Source organism: Pseudomonas sp. WS 5071, from assembly GCF_012985765.1.
Lineage (GTDB): Bacteria > Pseudomonadota > Gammaproteobacteria > Pseudomonadales > Pseudomonadaceae > Aquipseudomonas > Aquipseudomonas lundensis_A.
The window spans coordinates 147,464-165,745 of the sequence record NZ_JAAQWY010000007.1 but is presented as its reverse complement, the minus strand read 5'-3'; the positions used below and the strand labels follow the sequence as shown (position 1 = coordinate 165,745).

The window sequence follows — 18,282 nt, the reverse complement described above, 5'->3', positions numbered from 1 at the left end:
GTGTAACTTGTTCAGCAGGGCAGCTTTACGCTCAGGTGAATAGCTCGACATTACAGCTCTCTTTGACGCCCCCGATCTATCGTTTTGATAAATCAGCTCAGGCGACAACTAGCCTGACACCGGGGGAGCGGCTGACGCTCAGAGCACTTAAACACACGGCTGAAGAAGGCCCAGGCACCTTGCCTGACCCCGTGTCCCGGTACATGTTTCATAGAGACCGGGATCGATTAAATAAACTCACAACACTTAAAGTGCTTTTCATCACACAAACAAGTGGCCTGTATCAAAGACTCCCACAGACCTTACTCAGCAAGATGCATTCTGACACCACCTATCTAAGCAATTGGTACAGCACTCACTTTTTACCCCCGCTGGGGTTTACGCTCTCAGACGCCGCCAGCCATGTACATGCATTACTAGATGACGCGTTGGATATCCGCGCACTCATTAACCCAGCCCTCACCAAACTTAATACGACTCAACGCTGGAGCAGCCAACCCTCAATTGCAGACACCGGCATCGACGCAGGCGAATATTTTTTAACCCGGGAAATGAAATCTGGCGACATCATCAAACACACGCTGACCACGCTAAGCGAAGGCATTGATGCATTTGTAGACACGCTGCCCACTCTGGAATCAGCGGCCTACCACCAGTTGTTTCATGCATGGAGAAAAAAAGAAGGCAGTGAGCTTGACCTGCACAGGATCACGGTTGAAACCCAAGCAACTGCAGACCGGCCTGCCACGTCACGCTCAATCATTGATACATTGCTGGAACATGTGACCCGCTATCATCAACTCCCTACTGACTATCGTGATGTGTCATTTACCGAGCGCATGGATGATACCGCCGCCTCATTCAAGATACCGGAGATCAAAAGTAAAAAACTGTATGACCTTGTGCTGATAGAAGGAAAACACTTTTACTTAAATACGCTCGCTTATTGTAAAAACAGCTTAACTAACAATAAGAATCCTCAAACGCACCAAAACAGAAAGACAATGGCTAAGTTTAAAGCCGACTTATTATGGGGAGAAGGCTATCACTACTTCCGTTACAGCACGCAGTTATCGGTGCATGATGCAGGCTGCATCTCAGCACTCAGCGCACATCGCCAGCGCGACCAGCGCCAAACGTATTATTACTTTGCACCTGATGTGTACAGCGTCTCTGTGTATTCACCCGCTCAGGAAATAAGCGCCCTGTTAGCGGATTGTTTTGTCATCACCGAACACGGTGGCCTTCAATCAGAATGCGCTGGCCACGCCATTTTATGGACCCCAAGCCGAAGATTCGAAGCCTTTCAAAACCTCGCGGCATGTCAGCAAGCACTGCGTGCTCGTTTGGCGCACCGGATAGACCATCTTGAATTAACCAACTGCATGCACAGCCTCAACCGGGCGTCTGTCAGTGCTCAACGGGAAAGACTGCTTATCGAGGAACGTCCGTTATTTGAATTTGAGTTGCTGACGGGCGATTACCTTGAAGACCTCGCCACACAATCACTTGATCAACACACCACGGATATTCAACAGACGCTGGCAAACGCCATGGAGTCCAACTATTCCAGTGAAACGTTCAAGAGTGCTATGCAGGCCTACCTTGAGCGCATTCGCGCAGGCTTTAATATCCCGGGGTTTTTATTGGAAGTAGAGACGGCCATTTTCCAAAGGAAGCTGCCCGCTGTTATAAAAGATGCGACAACCCAGGAACACTATGAATACGCGCTGATTCTGGAGCGTTACCAGGCGGTTTATCAGGGCGAGCAGGATTATTTATACGGTGTGCCGGACTTAACCGGTTTTGCCCGTAAGGCGCTCAATGAAACCCTGAGCAAAGACTTCCCTCAGCAGGCACTCGACTCGACGCATATCCGCGTGAAAACCCTGGGCCCCTCGTGGATTGTCAAAGTGACGACCCCCGCCAGCGAAACGCCTGTTCAAACGTTTAACCTCACGGACTATGTGTTGACCGGACTGGCCGCGCCTCCTGGGAAAATCGAACTCAGCGCACCTGATGCCACCCCATTGCCCCCTGGGTTGAATGAGCCTTACATCAAAGAGAAATTGCTAGCGCTGGACATACACATTGCCTATCAAACACTGCTCAAAGACGCGTTAGCCCCTGATCAGCCCGAGTATCAGAAGCGCTTCAAGCTGTTCAGCCAACAGTTACCTGCACAAACGCTCGAAAGTGCATTCATGGGCAAACTTTCAGGCGTATTGAGCGAGACAGCGTACCGCTATGTAGAGCATGTTCTGAGCTTTCCCGACGCCCTGGCGCGACCTCCTTGTCAGGACACCCCGCTTATCATCCGCCCCCTGCAACTATGCGCCTCAGACTCAGCGACACCTGACCCTGTCAAAGGGATGTATTTAATCGGCCCCACAGACATAACCCAGGGACCGCTCATTGTATGGACCACGTACAGTCAGTCCATGATGTTCAAAGAATTCCAAAACGAAGCCGATTTAATCGCAGCGCTCACAACCCATGAATCGCTTCAGGCAGAAGTGTTAAAGCGAGTGCCTCAATATGAACGCAGCAAGTATGAGAATGGGGGCTTCAGTAATCCTCACGTCACCTTCATCACACGTTTTATTCCCAGTCTCGATCTGATTGCGCAAGGGCCGGTCAGTCTTTCAAACGCCCCGATTCTGGAAAATTATCTGCCTCGGCTGTACCGTGAAAATCTGGATTTCCTGTTGGCAATGGCCGCAACACCCACTGGCATTGTCGAGACGTCCGATGCGGAGTGGTTCAATCAACTCATTTCGTTGGGAATGTCTACCGTACTGCCGTCTTACGTACCGGCCAGATTGAGCATTCCTGTCATGATTTTGCAAACGTTCGGGCTGGTGAGGGAAGCCATTAAAGCAGGCGAGCAGGGGTATTGGGGTCAGGCCATCAGTGATTTCGTTATTGCGTTCATGTTGGTTGCATCTGAGGTCTACACGCGCTCCAGGAAACCAACGGGTACGCCCTGGGTTTCACCTTTTGTCCCGCCTCTTGTCAGCGGCCCCGAAGACAGAATAACCGCTGCATTAAGCATTGCCCGTTACAGCAGTGAACAGATCTCATTGTTGGACCCCTACATTGACCACACCGTCTCATTGAAGGATTTAAGCCTTGACCGGACGACCGGGGTTTATCAAAACACAACGTCGAACAATCACTATATTGTCATGAGGGGTAAGGTGTACCCGGTCAACTTAATTGCCCAGCGCTGGCGAATCAAGATTGACGCGCAGCGCGAAGGCCCCGCGCTAAAACTCAACTCGTTACAACGCTGGGAATTGGACCTGCGAGAACCCCTATTGGGTGGCGGACCGATATTCTCGCGAGTACATGAACCCATTGGTGACAGCAGCTTTCCTATTGAAATTGTCGGCATGCCGCTGATGTTTGCCTTGCGCCCTGATAAAGCTGCCGCGATTGTGTTAGCCCACGAGACAGCGGTCAGTTATTTAACTGAAGCGTCCAAAGTATTAAAACAAATTGACAGAGACAACCGTCAATACGCACCGTTGGCCCAATGGTTAAAAAATCACCTGGGCATAAATAATTTGCGCCATGCCCACATTGATAAACTCGCCTCTGCAGTGTCCGCCATTCTTGGCCGCCTATTGAAACGGTCCATGAACCCTCTTACTTCATTGCGGTATGTCTCGGGGAAGCAATCGTCTCGCGAGAGCCTGCGCGTCGCCTTTGTTCATCGGCAGGACGAGGTGAAATACATCTATTTAGATGACAACTTCTTTCAACCGGTTATCTCCCCCTACGGGCCCGACCCTTTAATGGGCATTAAAAAAACCATCCCGCCTTTTAACATAGATAATCACTGGCGCGCGGTCACGCTCATCCATGAAGTGTCACATCAAGTCGTTAACACAGAAGACATCGCTTACTTAAACTCTAGTTTCCCCTACCCTGAACTGTTTGAATCACGCACTGCCAATGAGCGTGCCATCTTTAATATCATCTACGACCTGCACAATAAAACACTGTCTAATTCGACACCGCGCAATGAGTTGTTCAGTCAAATCACAGATTCGGGGACAAACAGCATTCTCAAACAAACCGGTAAGGCGACGCTGGACCAAGCCAGGGATGAGTTCATCACTAACCCGACCCAAAGGGTGAATATTATCCTCTCGAATGCGGACTCATTAGCAATGATCATCGCCCGGTTGGGCGGAAAGATAGATCAATATGTGCCCGTTAATCCTTGAGCCGCTGGTTGTCACGGGTCTTGCCCCCTCAGTGACACAGAAAGAACAACGCGCGATGTTTGTAGGTCTGTATCGAATATTAAAAACTGTTTCATTGGACGCGCCAAAGCACCGGGTCCACTCTGGGCTCAGGTTTAGGCAAGGGGAGCGGCAGGGAGCTGCGACTATTCATGTGTTGCGAATTGATCGCTTTGGTCTTCGGTAAACACCCTGCCCGGCATTGCGCCGGGCAGGATTTTTCTTACCTTTGCGCTGCGCCCGAATTACAGCAACGGGATCGAGTAGCTGACGATCAAACGGTTTTCGTCCTGATCGCGCTGGCCCGGAATGTCATTGCGCCACATCGCGTTTTTCCACATGACGCCCACGTTTTTCAACGGACCTTCTTGCACGACGTAGGCCACTGTAATATCACGCTCCCACTCTGAACGACCTGAACCCGTGACCTTACCCACATTAGGGGCAGAGCTGCCCACTGTGTCGATGTTATCCCCACGAAGATAAACCGCGCCCGCTGTCAGACCCGGAATACCAACTTTTGCAAAATCGTACGAGTAGCGTGCTTGCCAGGTGCGCTCGCCGGCACGGGCGAACTTCTGGATCTGCATGTCGGTAATGGTGTAGTTGGACGAACCGTCGCCTTGGTTAAGCCATGGAAAGTCGCTGCTGCCGTTGCTCACCTGATAGCCGCCACCGAAGGTGTGACCTTCAACCGTGTATAGGAATAATCCACTGTAAAGATTGTTATCTACCTTGCCGCGACCACCGCTGGAACCGCGGTAATCACCAGAGCTGTAATAGGAAGAATCACTACCGTTCTTGCCATCGTCAGTGCTGTGGAAGTAGCGAAGATCGGACTTCAAAACACCAGGGCCGATAGCCCAATTATGGGTAAGACCTAAAAAGTGCTGCTTATAAAAATCTTTCAGATTCCCGTAGTAATACTGAACCAGCAGGTCTTTGTTGATTTTGTAGTCAGCCCCGCCATACAGGAATTTGTTGCTGAACTCGCCAGTGCGAGCATTGTTCGCTCCTGCGATAGACATTTCTTCATTGTTGCTGGAGTTACGGCCTTTAACGTGCTCGATCTGACCACCGATCAGGGTCAAATCCTTGAACTCGTTGGAGGTAATCTGGCCACCTTCAAAGGTCTGTGGCAACAGACGACCATCGTTATAAGAGATGACCGGCAGTTTCGGCATGAGCGTGCCGTAACGCAGTTCGGTTTGGGAAATTTTGGCTTTGGCAGTCAGGCCCAGGCTGGAGAAGTCATTGACTGCACGACCATCGCTGTCGGTCGGAAACACCGTACCGCCGTAGCTAGAGCTGCTCGGGTTGCCATGGCGGCCTCTCCCGGAATCTAGGCGAACGCCCAATAGACCAATAGCGTCAACACCAAAACCAACTGTGCCTTGGGTAAAACCCGAGGTGAAGTCCAACTGGAAGCCTTGGCCCCATTCTTCTTGGTAGCTAGCGTTCTTGGGGGTGCCCGAATCACGGTTATCGTTATTGATGTAGAAGTTACGCAGTTTCAGCGTTGCCTTGCTGTCTTCGATGAAGCCGGCAGCGTTCGCTTGTTGTGCCAACAAACCTACGGCCACAGCCACGGCCAAGGTGGACTTGTTCATTGTCTTGCTCCTTTGCTTTTCTAATTTTTGTAGTTCTTTAGCCCGAGATCTGACGCCTCGGTACTACAGATGCGCGATTAGCGCCAGACAGTGACTGACAAGTCAATCGTAACTTTTCATGTCTACGACCTTTGTCTAGTCTTCTGCGATTTGTGCGTAGGGTAATGGCTTTCTGTTAAACCCAAAAAGAATTATTTCTGAAATTCTCAGATCAAACAGCTATATAAGCGACTTTTCCTACGCACAGGTGAAGGGATGCTATCGGCCTTTGGTCTAATTTCTAAATAGATATTTATGAAATTTTTAAGTCGGTTTTCATCTAAGGCGACGAGCGGGTCAGTGCCCCGTGTAAAAACCGGATCAGTTTTATTGGACGCCCTGAAGGCGGCAGGAAGAACTTCATAAGCTAATGCTTAAAAGTTATTTATTTAGCCATTCTTAGATCATTTAACCTCGCTTTCTGCCGATATCCGGCCGCCTGTCGAGGAGCTTCATCGTGAAACTGTATTCTCCCCTACGCCTTCTGGCTGCTTTGTCCCTAGCAACTGCAAGCTTATTCGCACAGGCTGCCACGGATGTCACTGTTGCCTACCAAACCACCGTAGACCCTGCAAAAGTTGCTCAGGCAGACGGCGCCTACGAGAAAGCCACCGACGCCAATATCAAGTGGCGCAAATTTGATAACGGCGCAGACATCATTGCCGCTATCGCTTCGGGCGATGTGCAAATCGGCTACCTGGGCTCAAGCCCGTTGACCGCTGCGATCACCCGTAACGTCCCGGTCGAGACCTTTTTGATTGCCACCCAGATTGGGGGTGCCGAAGCGTTGGTAGCGCGCGACGGCTCAGGCATTAATAGCCCGCAGGATTTGGTCGGTAAGAAAGTTGCCGTGCCGTTTGTATCGACAGGCCACTACAGCCTGCTGGCCGCGTTGAAGCATTGGAATATCGACCCGTCGAAGGTGACGATTCTGAACCTCGCGCCGCCCGCCATTATTGCCGCCTGGAAGCGGGGTGACATCGACGCAACCTACGTGTGGGACCCGGCTCTGGGCACCGCCAAGGAAAACGGCAAGGTGCTGATCACCTCGGGTGAGTTGAGCCAATTCGGTGCACCGACGTTTGATGCGTGGATCGTGCGCAAAGACTTCGCCGCCAAACACCCTGAGGTCGTCAAAGCCTTCGCCAAAGTGACACTGGATGCTTATGCCGACTATCACAAAGACCCAAAAGCCTGGCTGGCCAATCAGAGCAATATCGACAAGCTGGTGAAGCTGTCAGGCGCCAAGGCGGCTGATATCCCGTTGCTGCTGCAAGGCAATGTGTACCCGTTAGCCACCGATCAGGCGGTCTTGCTCGGGGCGCCAACCACCAAAGCATTGGCTGACACGGCGGCCTTCCTTAAAGAGCAAGGCAAGGTGGACGCCGTGCTGCCTGATTACGCACCGGCGGTGAACGCCAGCTACATCGCTCAATAACTCACGCTTTTTCAGGAGTCGCCCGACATGGCCTTGTTATCACTGGAGCGCATCAGCGCACAGTACCCGGGGGCTGCCGAGCCGGTACTGTCGGATATTTCCGTCAACCTTGGCCCGCAGCAACTGCTGGTCGCACTCGGCCCGTCGGGCAGCGGCAAAACATCGTTGCTGAACCTGATTGCAGGCTTTGTCGAACCCAGCGGTGGACGCATCACCCTGGATGGCGCGCCCGTGCATGGCCCAAGTGCCGAGCGCGGAGTGGTGTTTCAGGATGACGTGTTGCTGCCGTGGCAAGACGTGCTGGCCAACGTGGCGTTCGGTCTTGAACTGGCAGGCATGGCCCGTGATAAACGCGAAAGCCGCGCCCGCGAAATGCTCGACCTGGTGGATTTGTCTGGCTTTGAAAAACGCCGGGTGTGGGAGCTATCGGGCGGTCAGAAACAGCGCGTGGGGCTTGCCCGCGCCTTGGCGGCCGACCCTCGCCTGCTGCTGATGGACGAGCCGTTTGGCGCCCTCGACGCCTTCACCCGCGAGCAAATGCAGGAGCTGTTACTGCAAGTGTGCCGACGCACCGCCAAACCGGTGTTTCTGATTACCCACGACATCGAAGAAGCCGTGTTTCTGGCCACCGACCTGATCCTGCTGGCGCCCAATCCGGGCCGCATTGTCGAGCGCCTGACACTGGACTTCGGTCAGCGTTATACCGCTGGCGAGTCCGCCCGCGCCATCAAGTCAGACCCCCGTTTCATTGAAACCCGCGAACACGTGCTTGAGCGGGTGTTTTCACAACGCGGCGCCGCCCAGCGGCAGGAGCGCGCATGAGCAGCTATGAATTGGTGAACGACGCCTCCCCGACCGCCGTGGCTCACGCGCAGCGCCCGGTCAAACGTCAATTGAGCACGCGCTGGATCAGCGTATTGACACTTCTCACGCTAATCGCTGCCTGGTGGGCCGTGACGGCTGCGGGTTTGATTGAGCCGCTGTTTTTGCCACCGCCGTCTGCGGTTTTGGAAAAAGGCGGGTTGCTGGTCACTTCGGGGTACATGGATTCCACCTTATGGCAGCACTTGGGTGCGAGCTTGAGTCGCATTGGGTTGGGCCTGGGTTTTGCCATTCTCACTGCAATTCCGGTGGGCATTGCAATTGGTCATAACCGCATTGCGCGGGGGATTTTCGACCCGCTTATCGAGTTCTATCGTCCGATCCCTCCTTTGGCTTACTTGCCGCTGATCGTGATCTGGTGCGGCATCGGTGAGCTGTCGAAAGTGTTGCTGATTTACCTCGCGATTTTCGCGCCGATTGCCATTGCCACCGCCACCGGCGTGCGCAATGTTGACCCGGCCAAAGTGCGTGCCGCGCAGTCACTGGGCGCTACCCGTTGGCAACTGATTCGGCATGTGATCTTGCCCAGCGCCCTGCCCGACATTCTGACCGGCGTGCGCATTGGCCTGGGCGTCGGCTGGTCCACATTGGTGGCTGCCGAGTTAATCGCCGCCACCAGCGGTCTTGGTTTCATGGTGCAGTCGGCCGCGCAATTTCTGGTCACTGACGTGGTGGTGCTAGGAATTCTGGTAATTGCCATCATCGCCTTTGCCATGGAGATGGGCCTGCGCGCCCTGCAACGCAAGCTGGTGCCGTGGCACGGCCAGGCTCACTAACTGTTTCGAACTAACACGACGCTGATCAATCGGCGCGCTGATGAAGAGAATGACCATGAGCCTGACCCTTACCCCGATTAGCACTGCCCTTGGCGCGCAGATTGAAGGCGTTGACCTGACTCAGCCGCTGAGCGTCGAACAACGCGAAGCCATTGAGCAGGCGCTGCTCAAGCATCAAGTGATCTTCTTCAAAAATCAGTCGATCAACCCGCAGCAACAAGCGCGATTCGCGGCCAATTTCGGCGATCTGCATATACATCCGATTTACCCGAATATCCCCGAGCAGCCTGAAGTGCTGGTGCTGGACACCGCCGTGACGGACGTGCGCGACAATGCCGTCTGGCACACCGACGTCACTTTCTTGCCCACGCCTGCGATGGGCGCGGTGTTGAGCGCCAAGCAATTGCCCGCTTTTGGTGGCGACACCTTGTGGGCCAGTGGAATTGCAGCGTTTGAGGGGTTGTCCGCACCCTTGCAGCAGCTGCTGGACGGGCTGACGGCGACCCACGATTTCACCAAGTCGTTCCCGCTGGAGCGCTTTGGCTCGACCCCGGAAGACTTTGCACGCTGGGACCAGACGCGCAAAAACAACCCGCCCCTGTCGCACCCGGTTGTTCGCACACACCCAGTGAGCGGCCGTAAGTCGCTGTTCGTCAACGAGGGCTTTACCACACGCATCAATGAGTTTTCTGAAGCTGAAAGCGATGCCATCCTCACGCTGTTGTTTGCCCATGCCACTCGCCCTGAGTACACCATTCGCTGGCGCTGGCAGGAAAACGACGTCGCCTTTTGGGACAACCGTGTGACCCAGCACTACGCCGTGGATGACTACCGTCCGAATCGCCGCGTGATGCACCGCGCCACCATTCTGGGCGATGCACCGTTTTGAAGTGATGGACGCAGACACATCGCGTCACCGCGGTTTGTCTGGCGCTAGTGACGCCTGCTGCCATGGGGGTCGGTCATGAAGGCCCGTGTTTTCCGGGTTGACTCGGGAATGCTGACTTCCTGCAGCACAAAGTGGAACGCGAACGGGGCATAGGCTTTCACCACCGCTTGGGAGAAACCGGCCGATTTAATGGTGAACGTTGATTCGAGCGGATACACCCGTTCGGCCTCATTGACCGGTGACAGCAACTCCATGGCGCTGGTGCCTTTCACGGTGAACATGACCGGTTTCAACGTCACTTTGCGCGTGTCGTACGTACCGAATGCAAATCGCTTGGCCACGCTCATCATGTCGCTGACGGACATAAATTGCTCGGTACGCAGGATGTCCTTGTTTTGGGCATGCGCTTCTAGCGCTCTTAACCCCAATTCACTCACCTGTTGCCCCCTGTACGTGGTGGTTTCCGTGGTGCCGGGGTTGCGCAGAATATATTGATTGAACAGTGTGACCGCACTTTTGCGCCCGATACTTAACGCGTCACTCATTCCGGAGACATCAGGGTCAAAAGTGGTGGCATCGGATCGTTCCATGGCTGAATACATTGTGGGAATGTCCTCCCACAGCCTGGGACCAGGGTTGTCGGGATGCATTGCAGGGTTGGTCAAAGAGCGTGCCATTTCATTGAAGTAATTGGCAGACGCGATATACACCTCACCCAAACCTGCAAGGATATTGGCCGGCCTGGTCGCACCCAAGCTCACCGACTGGTTGTATAGATCCATTTCATCGAAGTTAAATCCTTGGGTTCGCAATGCTCCGATGATGTCCGCGTGAGGCCCTTGGGTAGAGCTGTACCGGTACGCAAACGTATCAAGCTCTTTGAGGTAAATGGCTGGAAAGTTCTCGCGCAGATAACGATCAAGCGCCTGCACCCGCGCTGGCCGGGTGTCGGCTGACACACCATTCAAACCATAAAGATCGATCCGGGAAACCGGGTTATTGGACACCATCGCGTAGCGGTTCAACCCGTCCAGGGTACCGGCAGGATCGGGACTGATCCAGCGTTGCAACCACGGTGCGTAATAACGCATCCCGTAGTAATACAACCCGCTGGCATCCATCTCCTTGCCTGAATAACGAATGGTTTTGTAGCGGGCTTGCAGCGATGTCCTGGCCGCCCACCAGGCAGTGGCGCCATAGGGGTAGTAACTTTCCTGAGTAATGAGCTGCGCTCGCCCATCAAGCTCCAGCGAACTGCTGCCTACAAGGTCAACCAGGCTGAAACGTATTTGAGTTTCAGGGGCAGTGCGTGCGCGCCCCTGATCCCATTGCAACACCCTGATACTGCTCAAGCCCGCACTCACGCACACCACGTTCAATTGTTCACCGGTCGCACTGTCATGCCGGATCTCAAGGCCCGGCAAATACCGAACCATCCGGGTATGCGTCATTGTGCTTGCCTGTGAGGTATGCACTTTTTGCACACGCTGCCCCGAGGCGTCGTAACGGTAGACTTCGTCATCGTTTTGGCCGTCAGAACGCTGCACAAACGTCACTTTGCGCAGTTGATTGGCGACACTCCATTGCAAGGCCTGCCCTGCAGACAACGCCTGCTGATTGCCATTCATATCGAACGCCCTTCCCAGCCCCGGTGTCGGGGGCGTCACGCCCGGGTCCTCTTGCAGCACGCCATGGTTACTGGCATCGGCCACTGCCATTCGCTGCCTATACCCGCCCCCCGTATTCACGCTGTGGCGCAACTGAAGCAAGTTGCCCGCTTCATCGTAGGCGTACACCTGTCTGTAGTTGCGCCAAACAGTGTCGTCCTTCATACCGAACAGCATGCACGGCGGCAAAAACCGGGTAGCGTCGTTGTTCGCATTCTCACGGCCGGTGGCGTAAATCAGCTGATAAAGCGTGTCATAACCATAGGTGCTGACGGGGTCAACCTGGGCGTTGAACGCCCACTGCACCGGCTGGGCTCCGTCACTGATTTTTGTGACGTTGCCGACCCGGTCATATTCGTAGGCCAAGTCTTGCAAAGGACCTGCTGATTCCGCTTCACGGTAGGCCAGTAATCGCTCCAGCCGACCATCGGGCGCCGCGTATTGAGCCAGGGTGCTGACATTATTAGCGGCGCGTTCGGATTCCAGTTGAGCACTGGCGTTATACACGCGCTGACTCATCAGCACTTGCCGGCGCTCGCCCTTGAGAGTCAGGGCGTTCTCAAATAATAGACCGTCGATGCCGTACGAGAGGTGCTGAGTATGCCCTTTGGCATCGGTTTGCCCGATTACCGAGGCAAACGCATCGTATTGCCAGGCCGTTATAAAGCGCGATGTTTCCAACAGCGCGTCACGGCCACTTTCTGCCTGCGGCCAGTCCACCGGTTCCAATGACTGGCAAAACTGACGCGCTTCCTTCAATAGCTGACCCTTCAGCGAATACTGCTCATAACGCAAGGTGCCGGACGGGTCATCGTGACGTATCAAGCGGCCGGATCGGTTGGCAGCCTGATCTTCAGGGGTCGTGCCACCATACGTCAGGATTTCCACACAACGTTCCCGAGGTTCACCGGCCTCCCGTTCATGCCGGGATGTCAGCCTGAGCCATCGATCGAACACATGACGTAGCTGGCTGCCTCGCGAGTCCCGGCTTTGCAAGACCTGCCCCGCCGATCCGCGCAACCACCAGCGACTGCCCGCGTCAACGCTGTGGCTGTGCAATGGCTGCCCGCTGAGGCTGTAGAGGGTGTTTTGATTGGAGCCGGTAACGGTCGGGTGCTGACGCTGCGTGTGCAAACGCGGGTCCCATTGCGCCAGCAGCAAACCCGTGGCACTCCACATCTGACTGCTGATACGGGGCACGGCCTGCGCGCGGGGCAAGGTTCGGTGATACGCCACCTGACGCACACTCAGGGCGCGGGGATCGTAAGCCGTGAGGCTCGGGGTGTAATGGTGCAAAGACGAAGGCATGAGCATGACCGCAAAAAGACAAGGTCATGCCAGCCTGAAGGCCCGGTAAGGCCGTCAGGTGGTCATTATTTATAGCGCCGGGATGCGCGTATCAGCCTTGCTTCATCACCTGCGCCAGCAGCTCATAGGAATGAATACGGTCGGCGTGCTCATACAAATCGCAGGTGAAAATCAGCTCGTCGGCCCCCGTCTGCTCAACCAGTACCTGAAGCTTGGCGCGGATTTTTTCCGGGCTACCGACCATTGCCAGACCCAGGAAACTCATCACCGCCTCTTTTTCGTGAGGCAGCCACACGCCGTCCATGCTCTTGACCGGCGCACGCTGTACCAGACTTTGCCCACGCATCAACGCCAGAATGCGCTGGTAAACCGATGTGGCCAGGTATTCGGCCTGTTCATCAGTATCGGCTGCCACCAAGGGGACGCCCAGCATCACATACGGGGTGTCGAGCACTGCCGAGGGTTTGAAATGATTGCGGTAAACACGAATGGCTTCGTGCATCAACCGGGGTGCGAAATGGGAGGCGAACGCGTAAGGCAGTCCGCGCTCACCCGCCAGTTGTGCACTGAACAAACTGGAGCCCAGCAGCCACACGGGCACGTTCGTACCCGTGCCCGGCATCGCAATCACCCGCTGATCCGGTGTACGTGGCCCCAGATACCGCATCAGCTCCGCCACATCTTCAGGAAAATCATCGGCGCTGCCGGAGCGTTCCCGGCGTAACGCCCGTGCGGTCATTTGATCAGAGCCCGGCGCGCGGCCGAGGCCCAGATCAATCCGCCCCGGGTACAGGCTTTCAAGGGTGCCGAACTGCTCGGCGATCACCAGCGGCGCATGGTTTGGCAGCATCACGCCGCCCGAGCCCACGCGAATGGTCGACGTGCCGCCCGCCAGATACCCGATCAACACCGATGTCGCGGAGCTGGCAATGCCATCCATATTGTGATGCTCAGCCACCCAAAAACGGTTGTAGCCAAACTTTTCTACGTGCTGCGCCAAGTCCAGCGAATTGTGCAGCGACTGAGCAGCAGTGCCGCCTTCGCGCACAGGCACCAAATCGAGGGTCGAGAACTTGATATCGGACAGGGATGTCATCAGCCGGCTACTCCTAGTGGGACGCAGGCTCAGACGCTCGCCAAAACCTGCCAGTGCTCTTTGCAATATGGGCATATACCCGAGTTTCAATAGCAGGCTATGAAATGAGCTACTAAAAAAGACGATTGGTCTGACAGGATGAACTTTAGTGCGCCGACTACCCTCACAACTTCACACCAGGCGTGAAACCTTCACGCCGTTCTTCAGGAGGCACGCATGAGTATTAAAAAGACAGCATCGGCTCATTGGGCAGGCGATCTTAAAACCGGCATCGGCTCCATCTCCACTGAAACCGGCGTACTGCGTGAAGCACCTTACGGCTTCAAGGCACGCTTTGAAGGCGGCAAAGGCACCAACCCCGAAGAGTTGATCGGTGCGGCCCACGCGGGTTGCTTCTCGATGGCCCTGTCGATGATTCTCGGTGATGCAGGGCTCAAGGCCGACAGCATCGATACCACCGCAGAAGTCACGCTGGACAAACAAGACGACGGTTTTGCGATCACCGCCGTGCACCTGGTGCTCAAGGCTAAAGTGCCGGGCGCCACCCAGGAGCAATTCGATGAATTGACCACCAAGGCCAAAGAAGGCTGCCCGGTCTCGAAGGTTCTCAATGCCAACATCACCCTCGACGCCACGTTGTTGAGCTGACCAGACGCGGCACGGTATCTCTGCCCGCTCACTGTTGAGCAGGCAGAGGCGACCTCAACAATGCCCGTCTATGTGCCCTGGATCAGTCCCGAGTGACGCCCGATGTGATCGAATCATCTCCGCGTGCGTCAATGCATGACTTTGCGCATTGCAATCAAGGGAGTCTCACCATGAAACGTTTCGCTCTAGCTGTTATCTGCTGCGCCATGGCCACCACCGCGTTGGCCGCACCCAAGCCGTGTGATGAACTCAAGGCTGAAATTGAGGCCAAGATTCAGGCTAATAACGTGTCGTCCTACACCCTGGAAATCGTGACCAACGACGAAGTTCAAGACCAAAACATGGTGGTGGGCACCTGCGAAAACGGTACGAAAAAGATCATCTACCAGAAGAACGACAACTGATCGCTACGGAATACAGTTGACCAGCCGCTCCTCGGCCAACACCTTGCCCTCGGCGTTATAGAGCCGGGCATAGGCGTTAAACCCCAGGGATCGTGCCTGCAACCGGTAGCGCTGCCCCGGCTGGAAATCGGTGTAATTGAGCGTCAGGTAACACAACCGTTCCTGCGGGTTACTGAACTGACTCATGCCCCCGATAAAGACCTCGTAATCGAAGCGCACCATGAGTTCGTGGCTGCCCGGGGACACCTGAAAATAGCGGCCATCGGCCACGCGCTGATTGTCCAGTCGCTCCGCCATCACCAGCTTGCCCGTTTGGGTTTCAAGATCAACCCACGCCAGAGCCCGATTGTGCTCAGGTAAAGGCGTGCTGGCACACGCACTCAGCACACACGTGAGTGCTAGCCCTAAAAACGTCCGCATGCTTATTCCTCCACTCGTCTTAAGTGCCAGCATAGCGCCGTTGCTGTCAGCTGTGGCGCGCCGCCCCTTTCAACAGCTAGGCTTGCCGCACTCTTTGACTGGACTGACCAATGACGCCAAGCGCTCGATGTTTGCTGCTAGTTGCTGCTATGACCCTGCTCAACGGCTGTTCAAGCGTGAACTATTACTCACAACTGGCCAGCGGCCAGTTGCACCTGTTGAAAGCCCGCGAGCCAGTGGAACACGTCATTGCAGCCCCCCAGCGTCCGGCTGCCCTGCGCAAGCAACTGCGCAACGCCCAGGCAGCACGCACGTTCGCCAGCAAGCAGTTGCTTTTGCCCGACAACGCAAGCTATCGCCTGTACGCTGACCTCAAACGGCCGTACGTGGTATGGAATGTGTTTGCTACGCCAGAATTTTCACTCAAACCCATCACCCATTGTTTCCCGATTGCCGGGTGCGTTGCCTACCGCGGTTACTACTCTGTGGGGGGCGCGCGGGGTGAGGCTGCCCTGCAGCGCCAGCAAGGACGAGACGTGTTTGTCAGTGGTGTTGAAGCCTATTCAACTTTGGGCTGGTTCGACGACCCGATCCTCAACACCATGCTGACCTGGGGTGACGAACGGCTCGCCAGCGTGATTTTTCATGAATTGGCTCACCAGCGTGTGTATGTAAAGGACGACACGGAATTCAACGAATCCTTCGCCAACTTCGTTGAACAGGAAGGCACGCGTCAGTGGCGCGCTTACCAAGGTTTACCCGCCCCGGATCCGCGCGCGTTGCTGCAACGCGATCAATTTATCGGCCTGATTCTGCAAACGCGCCAAGGGTTAGAAACGCTGTATGCGCAATCGTTACCGGCCGAACGCATGCGCCAGCGCAAGGCCGCGACGTTTGAACAGATGCGCGTGCAATACCGTCAAATGCGCGATCAGCAATGGGCAGGGAACACACGTTTTGATCCGTGGATCAACAGCCCCATGAACAACGCCAAACTGCTGCCATTCGGGCTATACGATCAATGGGTGCCAGCGTTCGCGGCGCTGTTCAAGCAAAGCGGCAATGACTGGCAAACGTTTTATGCCGCTGTGGAAACCCTCGCTACGCTACCTCTGCCCGAGCGCAAGGCCGCCTTGCGCCAGCAGCTCGCAGACGGTTAAGCCTTACCCGGTTTCAACCAGTTCATGACCACACAGGAGGCAAACGCGCTGGTGCTGCACGCGCCACTGCTCAAGGCAGCACGCAGCGCAGGGATGTCAGCCTTCATCATGTACTTGGCGCCATCCTTGTAATGCGCGTTTTCGCCAAACCCGCCCTGGGTCATTTCTTTCAGGGCGTCTTCTTTGCTCCAGTCCTGCACCACCACGCGATACATGGCGGACATCAGCCCGGTACGGTCGGCGCCATGCTTGCAATGCATCAACACCGGCCCCTTTGCCTGTGCTGTCTGAATGGCGCGCAACGCAGCCAGCACGTCCTGGTCGTCTACATGATTGGTGCGATACGGCAACTGCACCTGAGTGACACCGGGGGTTTTCAGCCACGTGCTATCGGACTCAGGCAGGAAGTTGATCACCGTCGCAATCTGCAATTTTTCCAGCAGCGGCTGCGCATTGCTGTCCGGCAAAGCGCTGCGATAGAGCGTGGGCGACATTTGATACAGGTTGTACTGCGTGGCGACAGGCTGGGCCCATTGCACAGAACGGGATACAGGACTTTCTTCCGCCCGCGCCTGTGGCAAAGCGGCCAGCGTCAGGAATGCCAGGCACAGCGCGGGAAACATCCGGGAGTTCGCCATATCAGTTCAACCGTTTTTATAAGGATCAGAGAAAGTGCGGCGAGGGTGGATGAACCTGAATCAAAACTCTGTGAGGCGCTTGTCAAAAAATCGTGATGCCAGGAAAGGGCCGGCATTATTTAGGCCGGGGTGCGGCAAAATTACGCATGAATCGATTCACCCAGGCGATTGGCCTGTTAGTATTTGTAACCAATGTTTGCCTGCGCGTTGTTTTTTCCCGGTCGAGCTCGACCCGCGCCGCCTGCCAAAACGAAAAGCTGCCCATGAGCAGCTGTAATCCGTGAATGCCTGATGAGGTGCCTGATGTCTGAACAAGACAACCCGCGGCGTGAGTTTCTGCGCAAAACCCTGACCCTGATTCCTGTGGTGACTGTCGCCAGTACCGGCCTCGGCGGCTCGGTGCTGATGGCCTCGGCCAGCGTCGATGCCAAAGCCGTGGCCAACGAAGGGCAATCGCCCGCGCCTGCTGCTGGCAATGCGTATGAACCTTCCTACTTCACCGCTGAAGAATGGGCATTTGTGAATGCCGCCGTAGCGCGCCTGATTCCAGCAGACGAACAAGGCCCCGGCGCGTTGGAAGCAGGTGTTCCGGAATACATCGACCGCCAGATGAACACGCCTTACGCCAGCGGCGCGCTGTGGTTCATGCAAGGCCCGTTCAATGCTGACGCACCGGCCGAAATGGGTTGGCAGAGCAAATTGGTCCCCAAGCAGATTTATCGCTTGGGCATTGCCGCTACGGATGAGCACTGCAAAAAGCACTACGGCTCAGTATTTGCTGGGCTAGACAGCGCTACCCGAGATGACGTGCTCAAGCAACTGGAAGCAGGGTCGCCCCAATTCGAAAGCGTGCCGGCAAAAATATTCTTCAGTTTTCTGCTGCAAAACACCAAGGAAGGGTTCTTCTGCGACCCGATTCACGGTGGCAACAAAGGCATGGTCGGCTGGACGCTGATTGGCTTCCCCGGCGCCCGCGCCGACTTCATGGACTGGGTAGAACGCAATGAGCAGTACCCCTTCCCGGCTGTATCCATCCGCGGCGAGAGGGCCTGAA

Annotated in this window: 14 protein-coding genes; 9 read left to right on the top strand and 5 right to left on the bottom strand. The window is 55.4% G+C overall.

Going from position 1 to position 18,282, the window contains the following annotated elements; translation table 11 throughout:
- Positions 1 to 35 precede the first annotated feature (35 nt).
- Positions 36 to 4,235: a M35 family metalloendopeptidase gene (locus HBN61_RS06725; RefSeq protein ID WP_223182415.1), complete on the top strand. Its 4,200-nt coding sequence runs from the start codon at positions 36 to 38 to the stop codon at positions 4,233 to 4,235.
- Positions 4,236 to 4,498: 263 nt separating this feature from the next.
- On the opposite strand, the gene HBN61_RS06720 is transcribed toward HBN61_RS06725, so the two are convergent.
- On the bottom strand, positions 4,499 to 5,863 hold the full coding sequence (locus HBN61_RS06720; RefSeq protein WP_169962302.1) for an OprD family porin: 1,365 nt from the start codon (positions 5,861 to 5,863) through the stop codon (positions 4,499 to 4,501).
- Positions 5,864 to 6,359: 496 nt separating this feature from the next.
- Between HBN61_RS06720 and tauA the strand changes: the two genes are divergently transcribed.
- From tauA to tauD, 4 genes are read left to right on the top strand one after another with little or no spacing between them, the layout of a single operon-like run.
- A complete protein-coding gene (gene tauA, locus HBN61_RS06715; RefSeq protein WP_170046386.1) occupies positions 6,360 to 7,340 on the top strand; it encodes a taurine ABC transporter substrate-binding protein in 981 nt (326 codons plus the stop codon).
- Between the two features lie 27 nt (positions 7,341 to 7,367).
- Positions 7,368 to 8,162 carry a taurine ABC transporter ATP-binding subunit gene (tauB, locus tag HBN61_RS06710; protein ID WP_094991737.1) on the top strand — a complete coding sequence of 265 codons (795 nt, stop codon included), beginning with the start codon at positions 7,368 to 7,370 and terminating at the stop codon, positions 8,160 to 8,162.
- Entirely contained in the window at positions 8,159 to 8,998 is an 840-nt protein-coding gene (gene tauC / locus HBN61_RS06705) for a taurine ABC transporter permease TauC (RefSeq protein WP_169962309.1), read from the top strand. Before tauB ends, tauC begins: the two co-directional genes overlap by 4 nt.
- A 55-nt stretch (positions 8,999 to 9,053) precedes the next feature.
- Positions 9,054 to 9,887, top strand: coding sequence for a taurine dioxygenase (gene tauD / locus HBN61_RS06700; RefSeq protein ID WP_170046385.1), 834 nt, complete (start codon positions 9,054 to 9,056; stop codon positions 9,885 to 9,887).
- A gap of 44 nt (positions 9,888 to 9,931) precedes the next feature.
- On the opposite strand, the gene HBN61_RS06695 is transcribed toward tauD, so the two are convergent.
- Positions 9,932 to 12,862, bottom strand: a complete 2,931-nt coding sequence (locus tag HBN61_RS06695) for an RHS repeat-associated core domain-containing protein (RefSeq protein ID WP_170046384.1) — start codon at positions 12,860 to 12,862, stop codon at positions 9,932 to 9,934.
- A gap of 91 nt (positions 12,863 to 12,953) precedes the next feature.
- A complete protein-coding gene (locus HBN61_RS06690) occupies positions 12,954 to 13,958 on the bottom strand; it encodes an LLM class flavin-dependent oxidoreductase (RefSeq protein ID WP_169962313.1) in 1,005 nt (334 codons plus the stop codon).
- Between the two features lie 216 nt (positions 13,959 to 14,174).
- Between HBN61_RS06690 and HBN61_RS06685 the strand changes: the two genes are divergently transcribed.
- Positions 14,175 to 14,606 (top strand): OsmC family protein, encoded by a 432-nt coding sequence (locus tag HBN61_RS06685; protein ID WP_094991742.1) that lies wholly within the window; start codon positions 14,175 to 14,177, stop codon positions 14,604 to 14,606.
- A 170-nt stretch (positions 14,607 to 14,776) separates the two neighbouring features.
- A complete protein-coding gene (locus tag HBN61_RS06680) occupies positions 14,777 to 15,010 on the top strand; it encodes a DUF1161 domain-containing protein (protein WP_094991743.1) in 234 nt (77 codons plus the stop codon).
- 3 nt (positions 15,011 to 15,013) lie between these two features.
- Here HBN61_RS06680 and HBN61_RS06675 read toward each other — a convergent pair whose 3' ends face one another.
- A complete protein-coding gene (locus HBN61_RS06675; protein WP_094991744.1) occupies positions 15,014 to 15,430 on the bottom strand; it encodes a PA0061/PA0062 family lipoprotein in 417 nt (138 codons plus the stop codon).
- Between the two features lie 110 nt (positions 15,431 to 15,540).
- On the opposite strand from HBN61_RS06675, the gene HBN61_RS06670 reads away from it, so the two are divergent.
- Positions 15,541 to 16,590 (top strand): aminopeptidase, encoded by a 1,050-nt coding sequence (locus HBN61_RS06670; RefSeq protein WP_170046383.1) that lies wholly within the window; start codon positions 15,541 to 15,543, stop codon positions 16,588 to 16,590.
- Here HBN61_RS06670 and HBN61_RS06665 read toward each other — a convergent pair.
- Positions 16,587 to 17,228 (bottom strand): dual specificity protein phosphatase family protein, encoded by a 642-nt coding sequence (locus tag HBN61_RS06665; RefSeq protein WP_094991746.1) that lies wholly within the window; start codon positions 17,226 to 17,228, stop codon positions 16,587 to 16,589. The genes HBN61_RS06670 and HBN61_RS06665 overlap by 4 nt on opposite strands.
- A gap of 303 nt (positions 17,229 to 17,531) precedes the next feature.
- Between HBN61_RS06665 and HBN61_RS06660 the strand changes: the two genes are divergently transcribed.
- A complete protein-coding gene (locus tag HBN61_RS06660; protein WP_170046382.1) occupies positions 17,532 to 18,281 on the top strand; it encodes a gluconate 2-dehydrogenase subunit 3 family protein in 750 nt (249 codons plus the stop codon).
- Position 18,282 lies beyond the last annotated feature (1 nt).

Bases quoted from the DNA above. Each gene is read 5' to 3' on its own strand.
- HBN61_RS06720 (WP_169962302.1), bottom strand. From the start codon at position 5,863: ATGAACAAGTCCACCTTGGCCGTGGCTGTGGCCGTAGGTTTGTTGGCA.
- tauB (WP_094991737.1), top strand. From the start codon at position 7,368: ATGGCCTTGTTATCACTGGAGCGCATCAGCGCACAGTACCCGGGGGCT.
- tauC (WP_169962309.1), top strand. From the start codon at position 8,159: ATGAGCAGCTATGAATTGGTGAACGACGCCTCCCCGACCGCCGTGGCT.
- tauD (WP_170046385.1), top strand. From the start codon at position 9,054: ATGAGCCTGACCCTTACCCCGATTAGCACTGCCCTTGGCGCGCAGATT.
- HBN61_RS06695 (WP_170046384.1), bottom strand. From the start codon at position 12,862: ATGCCTTCGTCTTTGCACCATTACACCCCGAGCCTCACGGCTTACGAT.
- HBN61_RS06690 (WP_169962313.1), bottom strand. From the start codon at position 13,958: ATGACATCCCTGTCCGATATCAAGTTCTCGACCCTCGATTTGGTGCCT.
- HBN61_RS06685 (WP_094991742.1), top strand. From the start codon at position 14,175: ATGAGTATTAAAAAGACAGCATCGGCTCATTGGGCAGGCGATCTTAAA.
- HBN61_RS06680 (WP_094991743.1), top strand. From the start codon at position 14,777: ATGAAACGTTTCGCTCTAGCTGTTATCTGCTGCGCCATGGCCACCACC.
- HBN61_RS06675 (WP_094991744.1), bottom strand. From the start codon at position 15,430: ATGCGGACGTTTTTAGGGCTAGCACTCACGTGTGTGCTGAGTGCGTGT.
- HBN61_RS06670 (WP_170046383.1), top strand. From the start codon at position 15,541: ATGACGCCAAGCGCTCGATGTTTGCTGCTAGTTGCTGCTATGACCCTG.
- HBN61_RS06665 (WP_094991746.1), bottom strand. From the start codon at position 17,228: ATGGCGAACTCCCGGATGTTTCCCGCGCTGTGCCTGGCATTCCTGACG.
- HBN61_RS06660 (WP_170046382.1), top strand. From the start codon at position 17,532: ATGTCTGAACAAGACAACCCGCGGCGTGAGTTTCTGCGCAAAACCCTG.